Source organism: Desulfocapsa sulfexigens DSM 10523 (assembly GCF_000341395.1).
GTDB lineage: Bacteria > Desulfobacterota > Desulfobulbia > Desulfobulbales > Desulfocapsaceae > Desulfocapsa > Desulfocapsa sulfexigens.
The window spans coordinates 3437774-3453225 of record NC_020304.1 but is presented as its reverse complement, the minus strand read 5'-3'; the positions used below and the strand labels follow the sequence as shown (position 1 = coordinate 3453225).

Annotated in this window: 20 protein-coding genes and 1 pseudogene; 7 read left to right on the top strand and 14 right to left on the bottom strand. The window is 44.5% G+C overall.

All coding sequences use genetic code 11. From position 1 onward, the window contains the following. Positions 1 to 125: 125 nt before the first annotated feature. The 7 genes and pseudogenes from UWK_RS20230 to UWK_RS15435 all read left to right on the top strand — a co-directional run. Positions 126 to 494: pseudogene (locus UWK_RS20230) on the top strand (flagellin N-terminal helical domain-containing protein); the annotation flags it as partial. Positions 495 to 548: 54 nt separating this feature from the next. Then, positions 549 to 1973 carry a flagellin gene (locus UWK_RS20055; RefSeq protein WP_407637488.1) on the top strand — a complete coding sequence of 475 codons (1425 nt, stop codon included), beginning with the start codon at positions 549 to 551 and terminating at the stop codon, positions 1971 to 1973. 170 nt (positions 1974 to 2143) lie between these two features. After that, positions 2144 to 2506, top strand: a complete 363-nt coding sequence (locus tag UWK_RS15455; protein ID WP_015405327.1) for a flagellar protein FlaG — start codon at positions 2144 to 2146, stop codon at positions 2504 to 2506. Between the two features lie 58 nt (positions 2507 to 2564). Next, the gene (fliD, locus tag UWK_RS15450) at positions 2565 to 4001 is read left to right on the top strand and encodes a flagellar filament capping protein FliD (protein ID WP_015405326.1); all 1437 of its coding nucleotides are present in this window, start codon (positions 2565 to 2567) and stop codon (positions 3999 to 4001) included. A 2-nt stretch (positions 4002 to 4003) separates the two neighbouring features. Continuing rightward, on the top strand, positions 4004 to 4471 hold the full coding sequence (gene fliS, locus UWK_RS15445; protein ID WP_015405325.1) for a flagellar export chaperone FliS: 468 nt from the start codon (positions 4004 to 4006) through the stop codon (positions 4469 to 4471). A gap of 10 nt (positions 4472 to 4481) precedes the next feature. Continuing rightward, complete coding sequence (locus tag UWK_RS15440; protein ID WP_153304913.1) at positions 4482 to 4907, top strand: hypothetical protein; 426 nt, start codon at positions 4482 to 4484, stop codon at positions 4905 to 4907. Between the two features lie 73 nt (positions 4908 to 4980). After that, positions 4981 to 5379 carry a hypothetical protein gene (locus UWK_RS15435; protein WP_015405323.1) on the top strand — a complete coding sequence of 133 codons (399 nt, stop codon included), beginning with the start codon at positions 4981 to 4983 and terminating at the stop codon, positions 5377 to 5379. Positions 5380 to 5495: 116 nt separating this feature from the next. On the opposite strand, the gene UWK_RS15430 is transcribed toward UWK_RS15435, so the two are convergent. The 14 genes from UWK_RS15430 to UWK_RS15365 form a co-directional block, all read right to left on the bottom strand. Continuing rightward, positions 5496 to 5915 (bottom strand): flagellar assembly protein FliW, encoded by a 420-nt coding sequence (locus UWK_RS15430; protein ID WP_015405322.1) that lies wholly within the window; start codon positions 5913 to 5915, stop codon positions 5496 to 5498. After that, positions 5912 to 6154 carry a carbon storage regulator CsrA gene (gene csrA, locus UWK_RS20000; protein ID WP_015405321.1) on the bottom strand — a complete coding sequence of 81 codons (243 nt, stop codon included), beginning with the start codon at positions 6152 to 6154 and terminating at the stop codon, positions 5912 to 5914. Before csrA ends, UWK_RS15430 begins: the two co-directional genes overlap by 4 nt. A 99-nt stretch (positions 6155 to 6253) precedes the next feature. Beyond that, on the bottom strand, positions 6254 to 7294 hold the full coding sequence (locus UWK_RS15420; RefSeq protein WP_015405320.1) for a flagellin N-terminal helical domain-containing protein: 1041 nt from the start codon (positions 7292 to 7294) through the stop codon (positions 6254 to 6256). Between the two features lie 22 nt (positions 7295 to 7316). Then, on the bottom strand, positions 7317 to 8747 hold the full coding sequence (gene flgK / locus UWK_RS15415) for a flagellar hook-associated protein FlgK (RefSeq protein ID WP_015405319.1): 1431 nt from the start codon (positions 8745 to 8747) through the stop codon (positions 7317 to 7319). 1 nt (position 8748) lies between these two features. Continuing rightward, positions 8749 to 9102, bottom strand: a complete 354-nt coding sequence (locus UWK_RS15410; RefSeq protein ID WP_015405318.1) for a flagellar protein FlgN — start codon at positions 9100 to 9102, stop codon at positions 8749 to 8751. Between the two features lie 2 nt (positions 9103 to 9104). Beyond that, positions 9105 to 9392 (bottom strand): flagellar biosynthesis anti-sigma factor FlgM, encoded by a 288-nt coding sequence (gene flgM / locus UWK_RS15405; RefSeq protein ID WP_015405317.1) that lies wholly within the window; start codon positions 9390 to 9392, stop codon positions 9105 to 9107. Positions 9393 to 9413: 21 nt separating this feature from the next. Beyond that, on the bottom strand, positions 9414 to 9995 hold the full coding sequence (locus UWK_RS15400) for a hypothetical protein (RefSeq protein ID WP_015405316.1): 582 nt from the start codon (positions 9993 to 9995) through the stop codon (positions 9414 to 9416). Positions 9996 to 10201: 206 nt separating this feature from the next. Further along, complete coding sequence (locus UWK_RS15395; protein ID WP_015405315.1) at positions 10202 to 10525, bottom strand: rod-binding protein; 324 nt, start codon at positions 10523 to 10525, stop codon at positions 10202 to 10204. 30 nt (positions 10526 to 10555) lie between these two features. Further along, positions 10556 to 11671 carry a flagellar basal body P-ring protein FlgI gene (locus UWK_RS15390; RefSeq protein ID WP_015405314.1) on the bottom strand — a complete coding sequence of 372 codons (1116 nt, stop codon included), beginning with the start codon at positions 11669 to 11671 and terminating at the stop codon, positions 10556 to 10558. 13 nt (positions 11672 to 11684) lie between these two features. Further along, positions 11685 to 12371: a flagellar basal body L-ring protein FlgH gene (locus UWK_RS15385; protein ID WP_015405313.1), complete on the bottom strand. Its 687-nt coding sequence runs from the start codon at positions 12369 to 12371 to the stop codon at positions 11685 to 11687. Position 12372: 1 nt separating this feature from the next. Further along, positions 12373 to 13323, bottom strand: a complete 951-nt coding sequence (gene flgA / locus UWK_RS15380; protein WP_015405312.1) for a flagellar basal body P-ring formation chaperone FlgA — start codon at positions 13321 to 13323, stop codon at positions 12373 to 12375. A gap of 2 nt (positions 13324 to 13325) precedes the next feature. Next, positions 13326 to 14111 (bottom strand): flagellar basal-body rod protein FlgG, encoded by a 786-nt coding sequence (flgG, locus tag UWK_RS15375; protein WP_015405311.1) that lies wholly within the window; start codon positions 14109 to 14111, stop codon positions 13326 to 13328. Between the two features lie 32 nt (positions 14112 to 14143). Next, positions 14144 to 14893, bottom strand: a complete 750-nt coding sequence (flgF, locus tag UWK_RS15370) for a flagellar basal-body rod protein FlgF (protein ID WP_015405310.1) — start codon at positions 14891 to 14893, stop codon at positions 14144 to 14146. A 98-nt stretch (positions 14894 to 14991) separates the two neighbouring features. After that, on the bottom strand, positions 14992 to 15441 hold the full coding sequence (locus tag UWK_RS15365) for a hypothetical protein (protein ID WP_015405309.1): 450 nt from the start codon (positions 15439 to 15441) through the stop codon (positions 14992 to 14994). Between the last annotated feature and the right edge of the window lie 11 nt (positions 15442 to 15452).

The window sequence follows — 15452 nt, the reverse complement described above, 5'->3', positions numbered from 1 at the left end:
ACCGAAACAGTAACCAATAAAAGGGGAGGTGGATAATCGAAGAAATCAAGTTTGAAGAATAACAGTAATTAATACAGTTTCAAACGGGCAAGGACGCCCAACTTAACAATTCATGGAGGATCACCATGGCCTTAACAATTAACACCAACGTAGCATCTCTTAACGCCCAACGTAATCTGGGTAACTCTCAATCTGCACTAAATAAATCTATGCAGCGTTTGTCGTCTGGTCTGCGTATCAACAGCGCTAAAGATGACGCTGCTGGTCTTGCTATTTCCGACCGTATGACTTCTCAGATTCGTGGTTTGAATCAGGCAGCAAGAAACGCTAATGATGGTATCTCTCTGGCGCAAACGGCTGAGGGTGCACTTCAGGAAAGTACTAATATCCTGCAGCGTATTCGTGAGTTGGCCGTTCAGTCTGCCAATGACACCAACACCGAAAGTGATCGTAGTTCTCTCAACGATGAGGTGACTCAACTTAAATTTGAACTTGACCGTATTGCTCAGACCACCGAGTTTAACGGCAAAGCTGTTATCGACGGCTCTATGACGAATGCAACATTTCAGGTTGGTGCCAACGCTGGTGCTGATCAGACTATCTCCTTTTCCATTGATAGTGCCCGTGCTGCTGATTTAGGAGAAGCTGCGGCTGCAGTAGCTGCAACTACATCAGCTTCGGTAGCAACAAATACCGCAGGATCATTGATCGGAACAGCACAGTCAGCTGGATCAGCTGGTAATGATATCTCGATTGTCCTCGTTGATGGCGGAGCCTCCGTTGCTTCGGTTGCTGCTGCCAATACTACTGGGTCATTAGATGTGACAGCAGTGAGTGTTGGTACCGCTGGTAATGATATTACGGTTGTCGTCGCTGATACTACTGCGACCAGTGTTGCTGCAACTAATGCTACAACAGCCTTCTCTGTAGTAGCTGATGATACAGGGCTTGCCGGTAATAATATCTCGCTTGTCCTGGTTGATGCGACTTCTGGCAGTGATATTACTGTTGCCACTTCAACTGCTGGAAGTACTACTATCACAATCACCGCAGACTTTAGCACTACAGTCGGTTCAACAACAGCAGGGCTGCAGGATATTTTTGATGCAACAACTGCCAGTGCTCTTGAAGCGCAAGCTTTGATAGATTTCACAGGATCAACAGCTGCAAGTGTCGCCAACACCTATGATTTGTCTGGTGGTTTAGATGACGCTACTATAGCGGTTGCAACGGATACAGCAGGAAGTACCACGATTACTGTAACAGCATCACTGACTGCTGCAGCGACAGACACAGGAGCAGAGTTAGCTGCTGTTCTTAGCGCCCTGACAACCGCCAGTGCTATCTCAGCCCAGGCTTTGGTTGGCTTTGCAGGATCAGCGAGTGCAGTTACGGCCGGTTCGCTTGACTTATCCGGCGGGACAGCCGATGCGAGCACTGTCGTGGTCTCTGATACGACAATTACCATCACTGCGTCATTGACGTCAGCTTCAATGGATACTGGAGCAGAAATAGCTAGTTATGTTGAGGCTCTGACAACTGCCAGTGGTCTCGCAGCTCAGGCATTGGTTGACTTTTCAGGAACGACTGCTGCAAGTGTTGCCGGCACAATTACCTTGGCTGGCGGTGCAGATGTTGGTGCAGCGACATCAGCAACTGTAACAGTTGACCAGATGTCAGTTGATACCCGTGAAAATGCTGTTATAGCTATCGCCAGTGTTGATAAAGCCCTTGAGGATGTTGATATTATCCGAGGTGGCTTGGGTGCGATCCAGAATCGTTTTGAATCCACCATTGCCAACTTGAACAATGTATCAGAGAATCTTTCTGCTGCACGTTCACGGATCCTTGATGCTGATATCGCCATGGAAACTTCGGCGATGACCAAAATGAATATCCTGCAACAAGCTGGCGTTTCAATTTTGGCCCAGGCTAATCAGCAACCACAGTTGGCCTTGTCACTGTTAGGTTAATCGTAAACTCAACTCGGGGGTTGGTTGTTACAACCCCCGACATGTAAAGCCCCCTGGAAAATTGTCCTCTTGTTACTTTTTTTGATTAGTAACAGCAGGTGATTTTTCAGGGCAGCTTTTTAAATTTATGAATAATCTGTCATTAGCGGTTTTCGCTAGAGGAATACATTATGTCGTCAATAGAAGCTATGAATGCAACGGGTTCCGCACTGCAGCAGATGCCGCGGCCAGCAGATGGCGTCGATTCCGGACGTAAAGATCTGAAGAAGGGAGATGTGAATCTGGAGAAGGTAAGTTCTCCAGAGAGTGGTGGTGTACAGCCGGAAGAGCTCCTGAATCAGATCAAGTCGCTCACCGAAGATGGTCTTTATAGTGTTCGCTTTGAAAATAACCAGGAGTTTAATAAACTGGTCGTAAAAGTTGTGGACACCAAGACCGATGAGGTGATTCGTCAGGTTCCTGCAGAAGAAATTCTAGGTATGCAGGCAAATCTTGAGGATCTTCGCGGGAAGCTTGTTGATACCGTAGAGTAGTACTTGTTAGTTTTATATTTCAGTTAGTTAGTCACTAAAATCCGCTGAGGAGTATGGTATGGCAGAGATAAGTTTTGGTGGCCTCGCCACAGGTCTGCCCACAGAAGACCTGGTCTCTAGCCTGATGGCTATAGAAAGAAGACCGTTGGATCGTCTGGAGGCTGATAAAGAGTATGAGACCATCCGTCTTCAGGCGTATGAGCAGTTTGATGCCAAACTGGAAGATCTTCGTTCTGCAGCCGGAAATCTCAATATAACCAGTGATGTTCAGACCACCAGTGTCAGACTCAGTTCCGAAGAGTTTATTACCGCTACCTCCAATGGTGCTCGTGAAGGCAGTTATGATATTGCGGTGGCCCAGCTCGCGCAGGTTCAAAAGACGGTTAGCAGTGGATACAGTTCTGAAACTGAAAATATTTTTGGTACAGGGACTTTTGCCATCGGTGCTGTTAGTCTAGAGATTGATGATTCCAACAATTCTCTTCAGGGATTGATGCAAGCCATTAACAATGTTTCAGAAGACACAGGCGTTTCAGCATCTATTATTAATGATGGGAATGATAGTGGCAATTATCATATGGTTCTGACTGGAAATGACGCTTCCATAACGTTTTCCTTAGACTATGATTTAAAAGATTCTGAGGGTGATGCCATAGATCTTTCTGAATCCAATGTTCGTACTGCTCAACAGGCTATTGCCTACGTTGACGGTATTGAAGTGATGAGCAACACCAATACTCTCACCGGTGTTATCGCCGGCGTCACTATCAACCTCAATAAAGAAAGCGAAATAATCACCCCTGCTGCTGATGGAAATCCTGCAGTATATGAAACGTCTACTCTCAATGTTGAAGCAGACACAGCGAGTCTTAAAGAGAAAATATCGACCTTTGTAACCAGCTATAATTCCGTTATGGACTGGATTAGCTCGGGTTATGATGTGATTCTCCAAACTGCAGATGAAGCTTCGACAGCTACAGAAGATGAAGAAAGACCACTTAGTGATTATTTAAGGGGTGATGCGACAATTAATGATATCAAACGTAGTCTCCAGTCTATATTGTCAGAATCTATTGGCAGTAGTGGTTCTTTGCAGATCCTCAGTGAAATTGGTATCTCCACCCAATCGGATGGAACTCTCCACATTAATAATGGAAAGCTGGATGAGAAATTAGACGCGAACTTCGATGATGTTGTTAAGCTTCTTGCTGGTGAAGGCAATAATGATGGGGTTATGAAAAAATTCAACTCCTATCTGGTACAGACTACTTCAGCAGTAAATGGAATGTATGCTGATAAACATGATCGTTATGAGGATGCTATACGACGCCTTGATTTGCAGATTTCACGGAAAGAACCCTTAATGGACAAGATTGAGGAACGCATTCGTGCACAGTTTAATGCCATGGAGCTTCTTGTCAGTAATCTGAACGCCCAAAGTGATTATCTGACCCAACAGATGGATATACTCTCGAACATGTACAATAGGAATTAGAAATGAATCCATATAATCATAATCAGTATCAACAGAATCAGATTAATACGGCTTCTCCTGAGCAAATACTTCTAATGCTGTATGATGGTGCCATTCGTTTTACCCGAGAGGCAATCATTGGTGTGGAAGAGAACAGGCCGGAACTTCGAGTTCGTGGTGTTTCCAAGGCACTTGCCATTGTTGTAGAATTTTCCAACACCCTGAATCATGAAATAGGCGGTAAGATTGCAGAGGATCTTCACGATCTGTATGATTTTATGATTCGTGAACTGACCAGTGCCAATATTTCGAATGATTTGACAAAACTCCAAAATGTAGAAAAATTGCTTGTGGATTTGCGTCAAACCTGGGGAGAGGCTGTTGTTATAAACAAAAAAGAAAAGGCAGCTGCGGAAGCGGAATCCGCAGTATTACAAAAAAAGGATTATACCTACGAGGCTACTTATAGTTCGTTTGCAGTTTCAAGTTGATTATTTAACAATGGAAGAAATTGTGATGATCCCTCAGAATACTGTTGTAGAGCAATCTCTAGATGAATATTCGAGAATGCTCAGGATGCTCAAGTCTCTACAACGAGATATTGATAATAATTCCTCACAGGGATGTGTAGAAGAATTCAACAGGGAATTTTGTGCATTACAGCAGCAGAGCCAGAAAACTGATGCAATATTATACAAACAGTTAGCTGACAAAGAAATCACTGGAAACATTAGTACACAGCTTGAAGAAATAAGATCCTTGCAGCAGGATATCCTGGATCTTTTGAAAAAGACTGTGCTCAGGGCTAATAATGTGAAAACTCTGATGGCAAGTGAGATTCGGGCTGTTAAAAAGGGAAGAAAAGCGTTGAGTGGTTATAAAACCCGAGTACATCATCAGGGGAAGATAGTGAATAAGTCCTCGTAAGTTTGTGTTGGAAGAAATGATTCGTTCCGGAAACATTGTTCGGAAACTTAAAGAAAACATTGTGGTATAACTCATGAAAACAATAGATGAATGTTTGAGAGAGTCTATTGGAAACTATAAGAAACTTACCGCAAAAATGATGGATTTGGGTGACAGGATGGAGATTCTCAAGCCTTGTGAAATACAGGAACAGTGCGCTTCCATTAGAGAATTGCAGGAAATTACCCTAAAGCACGAAAAAAAAATATGTCAAATCATGAACTTTATAGGGCGAAAGGTTCTTGAAAATCCACTGTTAGGTGAATACCAGCGAGCTCTCGACTCCACAATAAGAGAGGCAGATGTTATTGATTGCAAGGCCCGACTTCGAAAGATTGAATTGATTGGGGAAATGTCCTCAAAGGAGATTCCCCAGGAAGAAGATTTATGTGGTATGGCTGTTGCGTCCGGTTCTTATTCTTTACTGCAGTAATAGGTATCTTTTTGTTCATTCCTGCAAGCCAAACCGTCCCCTGCCGCTTATTTTAAATCCGATTCATCTTCCACTCCGTGACTGTTTTTTTTGTCTTTTTTGAGACCGATAGTATTCTATTCGGGAAGTGGTGTCCTAGAGTTATAGTTTGTCTTTTCTAAGATAACCTGAATTGCTCTGTTTGTTTTGGCAGAAAAGAGGATTGGTGCTGCAAGATTGAGGGTTATTTTCTGATCTGGTGGGACAGTTACAACAGAAAGGGTATAGCATTCATCGGTATCATCGATATGTAATGCATTCCTTTCTGATTCTTCTGGCTTTATCTGATAATCGAGGAAAAAATTAGTGGGATCAGTGAGGATAAAAGCTATACCGGGATCATCTATACTTTGTATCCAGAAAAGAGGGCCTTCTTTTTTGTTGGGCATGACTATAAAATCATGCAGTGTGGGAAAACCGATCATTCCAGCCGGAAAGTGAAGGAGGTTTTTGGGATCATATTCAACGTCACCGAATCGTGTATGTATCGTTCTCATTTCTTTTTTTTCTCTATTGAAAGGTTGGCACTAAGAGAATCAAGAGTGTCCAGATCCCACTCCATCGCCATTTTGTTTTCCTCGGTTATACGGTTATACACTTCCTGACGGTATATGTTCTTCTCTCTGGGGGCATCAATACCTATCCGGATAGCCCCTCCCTTCATTTCTATAATTTTGATTGTTACATCGTCGCCGATGACAATTCCTTCACCGACCTTTCTGGTAAGAACGAGCATGTTGCTCTCCAATAAAAAATACTCTATCAGTTACACACATTACATTAATGACTGATGCTATGATGAATGGATTCGAATGTCAAACAAATGTATGATTTTCTAAAAGTAATCAAGAATTGAAATTTGTGAAACCTTGGAGGTGATACTTAGTGCAGCTTGAAAAGCAGTTTCCTGCTGAACAATTGCATTGAAGGTTTCAATTGCATCGGCATCAAGATAGCGGGACAGAACCTGCTGCAGGTCTATCTGTACATCTGTTTGATGCAGCATTGCAGAGTCTACTCGTCTGGCTCTGTTGCCCAACTGACTGCGAAGGCGTCTGTTCTGGTCAGCTGCAATATCAACGTTTTCGAGATTTTGTACAAGACCACCACCGGCTCCAAGAGGATCATCGATGTTTCCTGCACGCAGGGCTTCTTCTGTACGGGTCAGAACACTGAAAATGTCAATTCTGCCGCTGTCTGAGGCATACACGGCTGGTGGTGAGGGGCCGCCGGCAAGCATGGTTGTATTATTGATGCCAAAAAACAGGTCATTTCCTGTAAGATTTGCCTGCAGTCTTTCACCTGGGGTGATTTCAAGCTCAGTGGGGTTGGGAGTCCCCATATACAGATAAGGCCATGTCGTTGAGTCCGCAGCATCATAGGGTGGATTGAGGTTAAGTGGGTCCACGGGCGGATTGGGATTATAATTTGGGTTTTCAACAAATGGGATTGTGTTTTCAGCATAGCCTGCAAAAATAAATTTACCGTCAACCTGTGCATTCGCAGCATCAACAAGTTCCGCTTTGAGATTGGCAATTTCATCTGCAAAAGTGTCAAGGTCATTCTGGCTCATGGCACCGTTGATCGAATTAACGCTGATCTCTTTTACTCTCTGAAGAATGTTTTCTACATGGTTTAAATGTCCATCAGTGGCTTCCATTTTATCAAGAGTAACACCCATGGTTTCCAGATATCGATCCGTATGCATAATTTGAGTACGGGTAGTAAGCACAGGTCGGATAGATGAGGGATCATCGGATGGCTGGTTAACTTTGGTTCCGGTTGCTCCCTGAATACGGAGATCCTCCAATTTGGTTGTTATTCGTCCCAGGTTGGATTGGAGCATGCGGTAGGTTGTCCCTTCTGTAGCTTTCATGATATCTCTCCAGAGAGATTACTTATGGTCTCAGATTGATAAGTGAACCCATCATCTCATCAATTGTAGATAGGAATTTGGCGGAAGATTCGAAGCCGCGTTGATATTGAATTAGATTTATCATTTCTTCGTCAAGAGACACACCGGAAAGTCCGTCGCGAAGATTCTGCAGCTGGATCATTGCATCTTCGGCACCTCCAAGAGCGAGCTGGTTCTGACTGGCTTCTATACCTATTTTTGCAGTCAATTTACCATAATAGGCTCCAAAATTATCTATGCCATCGATCAGGAAATCCTCACCAATGTTTGAAATAATAAGTGCATTCCGGTTGTCTCCAGGAGCGACGGTGCCTAAAGGTGGCGGAGCTTCAGCTGCTGCTACATGGTTTGAATCTGAAATGATCACGGAAATATTACGGGCTGCGTCTACCCAAGGGTCAGGCGGTGAGGGGGGAGGCGGGCCTGGAGCGGGATTTACTGAGAAAAAATTCTGATTGGTTGTTCCATCCAGCCCTGCACCTGTGTAATGTGCCGTATTGACAGCCCCACCAAGTTCATATGCCAGTCGATCGAGGTCATCCTTGACAGATGGGATAAACACATCACGAATACCAACCAGCCCTTCAAATTCACCGCCAAGGTTGTTAAGGCCTATTGTTCTGGTAACTCCGCCTGTATGCAAAACCAGGTCAAGGGTGGTTCCATTTTGAACACCTTCAAGTTCCATGGGGATAAGGCCCTGTACCAGTGGTAATCCACCGGGGAGCTGCACTGCCATCATGCCTTTGGAATCATGGTAGGTTTGGACTCCAAGTGAGGTGGCGAGCTCTTTGGCAAGCATGTCACGACGATCTCTGGCGCTGTTGGCAGTTTGTCCCTGGATTTCAATGGTGAAAATTCGTTCGTTGAGATCTGCGATTTCCTGTATTTGGGAGTTAACGCCATCAATTTTTGAAATCAGGGAATCATTAATATTTTCTTTAACTTTATTTAGATCATCAACGGTGGTATTAAATTTCTCTGCCAATAATTCACCACGCTGAATCACAATATCCCGCTCTACAAGGCCAGATGGATTTGCTGATAGTTCCTGCCAGGAATCAAAAAAACGGTTAATTTCAGTGGAAATATTTTCTTCACCGATGGGGAAAATTCGTTCGAGTTCGGATAATGCTCTGGTCTGACCATCCTGAAGTCCGAATTCAATGGATTTTTCCTGGAGCATATTAGTGACAAAAACATCGTGATCGCGGCTGACATCAGAGACCAGAACACCCTGGCCAATAAAAAAGCCGCCGAAATTCATGGAAGGGTAGGGGGTGAGTTCGGCGCTTTGGCGAGAGTATCCTTCGGTGTTTACATTGGAGATGTTGTTACCAATAATCTCAATGGATTTTTGATTAACACTGAGAGAGGTTTTTCCTGCATTGAGTGCTGTGAATAATCCGCCCATATCACACCTGTCCTGAAAGGAGTCGTCCGTTAACTTTTGAGTTTACCATCCCGGCATTTGCAGTGTAGCCAGAGGCGACGGTACGCTTACCAAAAAACTCCATTGTTTCTCTGATCCAGCCAAGAGTTGCTTTGAAAAGGTAGGCATTACGTCTGTTTTCATGGCGGATAATTGCCGCCAGTTCATTATCTTCTTCGTCAAGCTGTTTAACATGTGCCAGAACCTGGATAAGCTCTTCCTTTTCCTGCATAGCCTTTGCAAGTGATTCCATGTCGAGTACTTTGGAGTACTCACGTTCTTCAAGGATCACGTCATGAAGGCGGACAAGGTATTGGTGGGTGGTACCGGCAGCCATTGCTATTTTTCCTCCATAAGGAATTGGAGAAGATTGGATGCGACTTTGTTGAGATCAGGTTCATAGGAGCCATTGGCGATCTGTTGTTTCAACTCAGCGACGCGCTCAGCCCGTTCCGTGTTCCCATCGGATCCTGTCTGTGCTTTGTTGACATTTTGAAGGACAGCAGAGAATTGCACCTGGTCCGTTTCTTTTGCAGAACCGGGCTTGGCTGTTGTCTCAGCTTTGTCACTTTTTTTAATGCTGCCTATCTGTCCAAGGCCGCCAACTCCTCTAAATTCAACACTCATGCTATCACCTGTCTATCTTAATTACGACACCTCTTCGGGACTGTCCACTTCAGCCCAGGCATCAAGTTTGTTCATTACTGCGTCATAGGTATCATAGGAGATTTCCGGTAACCATCCACCGAAGGCGTCAAACGCTTCGGCGAACCCTTTGTCAACCCCTTCTTTGATTGCTTCAAGGCGCGAAGGGTCACCACCGGCAATACCTATGGCGAATTCTACGATTCTATCAGATGTTTGTTCAACTCCAAAATACCCATCTTCGGCAATCAGCTCAACGGCTTCTTCCTGACTGATGGAGCTGATATCTATTTCCTGATCACCGGTTGCGACTTTAAAATCAATGCCCTGTTCTTTGAGCATATTGGTGACCAGCCCTCTTAAGAGATTGTATTGATCCTGACCATCTCCGGTTTGAATGGTAAGTGAGCTGGAGTAGGTCATTGACACTTCCTGCTGGTAGTTTATTGTCACCGAGTCCTGTTTCCGTGAAGATTCTGGAAGGTTTTCTGATCCTTTTCCAGCTGGCATTCCCAGGCTTTTGTTGTTGTACTGTTCAACCTGTTGTGGGGCTAAATAATTCTGATCACTGATACTATTTATCATTGTTTACGCCTCCTTGCGCTATTTTTTTCTGCATCCATGCAGAATAAATAGGGGTAAATGAAATTCTTTCTTGTCTACTGTATCGGAATGTTAATACTAAACCTTTAGTGTCAAGAGGAAAAAAAGGTATTATTTAGGAGGGAAAGGAGAAGAAGAGAGAAGGTGAGGAACAACCTGATGAAGAACAATAATCATCACTGATGCAATCAGGGGGTACTATCCGGAAAATGCTGCTCTTTTAACTGTTCATACATAGCCTTACCGATTCCCATGCCGTCACCCTGTGCTGTCTGTTTGGCCATTTCCATATCGAGCATTTCCTGATAGAGAGTGTTGGCCATGTCTTTTTTAAAGAGTCCTGAATCGGGTACAGATTTTCTCATGGTTTTGTACATCTCATTGATATAAATAGCCTCAAACTCACGACAGGAATTACGTAATTTTCGAAGCTCCTGATCCTTTGGATCCGTTGTCTGGTTTTTCAGGCTGCTTGTGGTGGGTATTGCTCTTGGATCGCTGGATATGTTCATAGGGTATAATATGGTTAAAGGTTGTCTGGTCTACAGTACAATGAGTTCACCATGCATGGCTCCCGCAACTTTAATGGCCTGAAAGATGGCAATAAGATCTCGGGGTGTTGCCCCGATAGCATTCAGGGCATCGGCAACAGCTCCGATTGAGACGCCTTCCTCAACTAGCATAAGCTGTCCGTCATCCTCAACGATGTCAATTGAGGTTTCAGGAGCAACGACTGTTTGTCCGGTGGCCAAGGGGTTGGGCTGGGTAACCTCCATTGTCTCTTTAACAACAAGTGAAAGATTACCGTGGGATACGGCTACGGTTGAGAGCCTTACATCTTTCCCCATTACAATGGTTCCGGTTCGTTCATTCACAACAACCTTGGCATTGGTATCGGTTTCTATCCGCATACTTTCAATGGAGGTGACGAAATGTACCTTGTCTTCAAGAAAAGCTTGAGGGATGATCACTTTGATGGTCGCAGAATCAACTGGAAATGCTGTGCCAATACCATATTTAGCATTAATGGCATCACTCATATTTGCTGCAGTGGTGAAATCTGAGGTACGCAGGCTGTAGGAAAGGGTACCATCGTCTGCAAATTTTCCAGGCGCAGTTTTTTCAATTATGGCTCCACCGGTTATTCTTCCGACGGTGGGATGATTTCTCTGTGCCTTGGCAGCCTTCCCGCCAAATGAAAACGCACCGATGGTCAAAGGGCCCTGTGAAACTGCATAGACCTTCCCGTCTGGCCCCTTTAATTGCGTCATCAGTAGATTACCACCAGCAAGACTTTTAGCATCGCCGATGGAGGAGACTTGAACATCTATTGTTGAGCCAGGTTTTGCAAACGGTGGTAGAGAGGCAGTTACCATTACCGCCGCCACATTGTTGACTTTAATATTTTCAAACTCATCCGGATTAACGGTAATACCCTGGCGAACGAGCATGTTATAGAGAGCCTGTCTGGTGAAAAGGACTTTCTTGAGGTCATCTCCAGTTCCTGCAAGGCCGGTGATAAGGCCGTAACCGATAAGCTGATTGTTTCGTACTCCCTTAAGTTCAGCAATATCCTTGATACGTGCTCCACTGCTGTTTGTACAGAAAAGACAGAGGAGTATGAAACCTGTTAATAGAATCGATACTGTAGTTCTCATTGCAACTCCGCGATTAGAATGGCCAGACATTGTCAAGCACTCGCATGAGCCAGCCGGGTTTTTGTTTGTCACTGATTGCACCTTTGCCAGTATAGGATATTTTTGCGTTCAGAACATGTTTTGAATTGACTGTATTGTTTGCCATAATATCAACGGGACGTATGATTCCAGTCACATAAATAACCTGAATTTCATTGTTCACCTGTACTTCCTTACCGCCCCTTATTTTCAGGTTGCCATTGGCGTACACATCGACAACTTGAGCTGTGAGGGAGGCAACCAGATCTTCCTTTCTGACAGTTGTTCCAGCACCTTCAAATTTGTTTGCAAAACTTGCTTCAACAAGGTTGGTGAGGTCAAATTTGGGGTGTTCAACCGCCCATTTTGAGTTTTCAAGACCAAATAAATGAGGTATGGCTGCACTCATACTGGTGTTACGATCGGTGGAAGTAGATGCCTGTTTGGAGGCACTGGCATTTTCAGCTATGGTGATTGTTACGACGTCTCCAACTGTTCGTGCTTTATGGTCAGCAAAAAGAGAATGCTGTTCTCCTGGCCACAGTGAACCATCGGTTCTTTCGGCAGCTTTTTGAGTCTGGATTTCCTCGAGAGGTTCGGGGATTTCAGTTACGGAATATTCAGGTCTTGCGCATGAGCAGAAAAGGAATGCTGTGCTGAGTATAAGTAACAGAGATTTCATTTTAGATGTGGACCTCCACAAGGCCTGGAGCTATGACTTTACAGAAAATCATTTTATGGGAGCTGCTGTTCATGACACGGATGATTTGATCCTGTTTTCCGTTCATTGAAGAAATACCAGTAGCACTAAGATGCATTCCATTGTGATTTATCAGGATTTTAACAAGTTGTCCTTTTTGGATAACAGGTGGAATGTCGATGGAACTGATATCAAGAACAGTTCCAGAACGAAGGCTTCTGGTCAGTTTCTTCCCGAGTACTTCACGGAGGTCTGTGCATGGATCCCTGAGTTGTGAAAGATCCTTTGTCTGCAGTTCCACCATGTCGGGGTGAAGTATAGCTCCTCTTTTAACGTTTTGAGTAAGAATAGCTACCGATGCAAGTGCTTCCAAATTACCACGTATGGAAATGTTCTTTACAGTTCTCCCATCAACCTTATACACCAGTGAGAACCTGCGACTGCCAATAACGGATGGATCTGCCGGGATAACATCTACTTCCAGCTCACCCTCCGGGATGATAAAGGGAAGGGGGAGTTCGCGACTGATAAAAGAATATTCAGCGACCGGAAGATCATCACCTCTTTCTTCAAGATATTCTGCAATTTTAGCTGCAATCTCATCGGGGCCGATGATGATTCCTTTTCGTTCGACCACGATGGTATTAGCGCCTTTCCAGGTGAGGTCAGTTGGGACAGGAAAATTTGCAACAAGCGTTGATCTGACCTCTTCTGAATTCAGGGTGACACTTTCCCCTGCCTTTGGTGCCGGGGCTATCTCTTTTGAACCGAGCGCCATGGCAAGAGCAGAATCTTCGTTGAATTCTGCAACATCTCCCAAGGTAATATAAGAAGAACGGATTTCGGCAAGGGGAGAAAAAGTGATTTCAAGAGCCAAAGTAACTCCTGGAAGCAGACAGAGAAATGCAGAAATCAGAAGTGTTACTCTTTTCATGATTATACCATCTGGTTGGTAGTCTGCATCATTTCATCCGAGGTCTGGATGGTTTTGGAGTTGATTTCATAGGCACGCTGGGTGGTAATCATGGAGGCCATTTCTTCAACAATATTCACATTTGAACCTTCGAGAAATGTTTGCAGCAGAAGACCGTAGCCATCATCACCAGGGGTTCCTGTCTGGGCTGTTCCCGAAGCCTCGGTGTCCCTGAAAAGGTTTTTCCCGACAGCGAGCAGGCCGCCATCATTAGTGAACGCAACGGTTTCAATGTTGCCAATCTCGGTGCTGGTGGTTTCGTCACCTATGAGAGCACTGACGATACCCGTCTCACTGATGGTGATCTGACGTGAGCCGTCGGGAATTGTGATTCCAGGAGATATGGGGTAGCCGTCAGAGGTGGTCATTCGGCCATCACCATCGCGTTTGAATGCCCCAGCCCTTGTATAGGCAGTTTCACCATTGGGAAGTTCGACCTGGTAGAATCCAGCCCCTTCAATAGCGACATCGAGTTCGTTACCGGTCTGGATAAGGTCCCCTTGAGTGAAGAGCTTTTGAACAGCTGCAGGGCGAACGCCGAGACCCACCTGTATTCCGGATGGAGATTCGGTGTCTGCAGAGGTCTGGGATCCTGGGACCCTCAGTATTTGATACATAAGGTCCTGAAAATCAGCTCGGCTCTTTTTGAATCCTGTGGTTGAAACATTGGCGAGATTGTTGGCGATAACGTCAAGATTCAGCTGCTGAGCGTTCATGCCGGTGGTGCCGGTCCAGAGTGATCGTATCATGATATTCCTTTAAGCTTTGGTTAGAAGTCGGACTAGCCGACGGTTCCAAGTTCGTCTTGTTTCTGACCCAGTGTAGAATAGGCCTTTATAACCTTCTGATAACTTTCAAATGTTCTTGTGCTCTCGATCATTAAAGCCATTTCTTCGGTCATGTTCACATTAGATACCTCAAGACTACCAACATTGAGAAGTGGGGTTTCGTTGAGGACTTCCTGGCCACCCGTTTCCAGTGAGAACAGAGTGTCAGATTCTCTTTTTAGAGAGTTGTTTTCATTCATTGTGTAAACAGCTATCTTCCCAACCAATTCACGCGTTCCGTCGATTGAAAGTACAGATATCTCCCCAATGCTATTGACCGATATTTTTGAAGTATCATTGCCTGGAATAGAGATAGGGGCATTTCCGTCGTCGAGCACTGGCATGTTATTTCCAGTCATCAGGGTACCATCCTGATCAACATGAAAATCACCTCTTCTTGTGTATCTGAAACCTTCTTTACTCTGGACTTTAAAAAAACCATCCTGATGAATGGCTATGTCCAATGGGTTGGTAGTATTCTTGATCGGACCTTCTGTGAATTCTGTGAAGTTTTCACGGACACGACTGAAGTTGATCCCTTTGGCCGCACTGGTCTGCTGTTCACCTCTAAGAAGGGATTCGAAACTCATCCGTGATTTTTTGTAGCCAACGGTATTTACATTCGCGAGATTGGTGGCAATGTTTGCCAATCGCTGTTCGCGCGAGATGGCTCCTGCAAGGGCACTGTATTTTCCTGAGACCATAATGTTTTTCCGGGGTAAAGCTGGTTGATATGACGTATGTATTTTCTCTTATTTAATCGGCTGTTTGCTTCTGATTCTTTAGGGTAGAATGCACGTTCCTAGGCGGGTGATAGGGTTTTTGAAGTGTTTTTACCGTTTTCACTGCTGCAACAGAGCTTTGTGAGCTTCAGGATTTGAGAGATTTCGCCGCCAGACATCCCAAGAGTTGAGGCAATTTCTTCCTTGGGCATGCCTGCATGAAGCATGTTCTGCACATAACTATAGCGTTCTGGAGAACGTATCTTTTTACGATTATTAACAAGGGAACTTCGGGGTTTCTGCAGTTCGGTTGTGACGGTGGCCTGTTTGAGACTGGTTTGAAACTTTTCGTCGCTACCAGAGGGAACGTTATTTTCAATTTCCTGACTCATTTTTTCAATTTTATACATCTGAATACGCAGGAGACCTGATTTTTCAACTAGTTGTCTTCGAAGCACGAGGGAACGCCAGAAAATCAAAATGCAGAGAAGAAGTGTTGTAAGCGTTAGTGACAGGTTATAGTCAAACATTTTGTTCCCGT

What these genes read in the sequence shown, in the direction of transcription:
- flgF (WP_015405310.1), bottom strand. Translation starts at nt 14,893, where the DNA reads ATGGTCTCAGGAAAATACAGTGCCCTTGCAGGAGCCATCTCGCGCGAA.
- UWK_RS15435 (WP_015405323.1), top strand. Translation starts at nt 4,981, where the DNA reads ATGAAAACAATAGATGAATGTTTGAGAGAGTCTATTGGAAACTATAAG.
- UWK_RS15385 (WP_015405313.1), bottom strand. Translation starts at nt 12,371, where the DNA reads ATGAAATCTCTGTTACTTATACTCAGCACAGCATTCCTTTTCTGCTCA.
- flgK (WP_015405319.1), bottom strand. Translation starts at nt 8,747, where the DNA reads ATGGGCGGATTATTCACAGCACTCAATGCAGGAAAAACCTCTCTCAGT.
- fliD (WP_015405326.1), top strand. Translation starts at nt 2,565, where the DNA reads ATGGCAGAGATAAGTTTTGGTGGCCTCGCCACAGGTCTGCCCACAGAA.
- flgG (WP_015405311.1), bottom strand. Translation starts at nt 14,111, where the DNA reads ATGATACGATCACTCTGGACCGGCACCACCGGCATGAACGCTCAGCAG.
- flgA (WP_015405312.1), bottom strand. Translation starts at nt 13,323, where the DNA reads ATGAAAAGAGTAACACTTCTGATTTCTGCATTTCTCTGTCTGCTTCCA.
- UWK_RS15400 (WP_015405316.1), bottom strand. Translation starts at nt 9,995, where the DNA reads ATGATAAATAGTATCAGTGATCAGAATTATTTAGCCCCACAACAGGTT.
- UWK_RS15395 (WP_015405315.1), bottom strand. Translation starts at nt 10,525, where the DNA reads ATGAACATATCCAGCGATCCAAGAGCAATACCCACCACAAGCAGCCTG.
- UWK_RS15410 (WP_015405318.1), bottom strand. Translation starts at nt 9,102, where the DNA reads ATGGCTGCCGGTACCACCCACCAATACCTTGTCCGCCTTCATGACGTG.
- UWK_RS15440 (WP_153304913.1), top strand. Translation starts at nt 4,482, where the DNA reads ATGGAAGAAATTGTGATGATCCCTCAGAATACTGTTGTAGAGCAATCT.
- UWK_RS20055 (WP_407637488.1), top strand. Translation starts at nt 549, where the DNA reads ATGACGAATGCAACATTTCAGGTTGGTGCCAACGCTGGTGCTGATCAG.
- csrA (WP_015405321.1), bottom strand. Translation starts at nt 6,154, where the DNA reads ATGCTCGTTCTTACCAGAAAGGTCGGTGAAGGAATTGTCATCGGCGAC.
- UWK_RS15455 (WP_015405327.1), top strand. Translation starts at nt 2,144, where the DNA reads ATGTCGTCAATAGAAGCTATGAATGCAACGGGTTCCGCACTGCAGCAG.
- UWK_RS15365 (WP_015405309.1), bottom strand. Translation starts at nt 15,441, where the DNA reads ATGTTTGACTATAACCTGTCACTAACGCTTACAACACTTCTTCTCTGC.
- UWK_RS15430 (WP_015405322.1), bottom strand. Translation starts at nt 5,915, where the DNA reads ATGAGAACGATACATACACGATTCGGTGACGTTGAATATGATCCCAAA.
- fliS (WP_015405325.1), top strand. Translation starts at nt 4,004, where the DNA reads ATGAATCCATATAATCATAATCAGTATCAACAGAATCAGATTAATACG.
- flgM (WP_015405317.1), bottom strand. Translation starts at nt 9,392, where the DNA reads ATGAGTGTTGAATTTAGAGGAGTTGGCGGCCTTGGACAGATAGGCAGC.
- UWK_RS15420 (WP_015405320.1), bottom strand. Translation starts at nt 7,294, where the DNA reads ATGAAAGCTACAGAAGGGACAACCTACCGCATGCTCCAATCCAACCTG.
- UWK_RS15390 (WP_015405314.1), bottom strand. Translation starts at nt 11,671, where the DNA reads ATGAGAACTACAGTATCGATTCTATTAACAGGTTTCATACTCCTCTGT.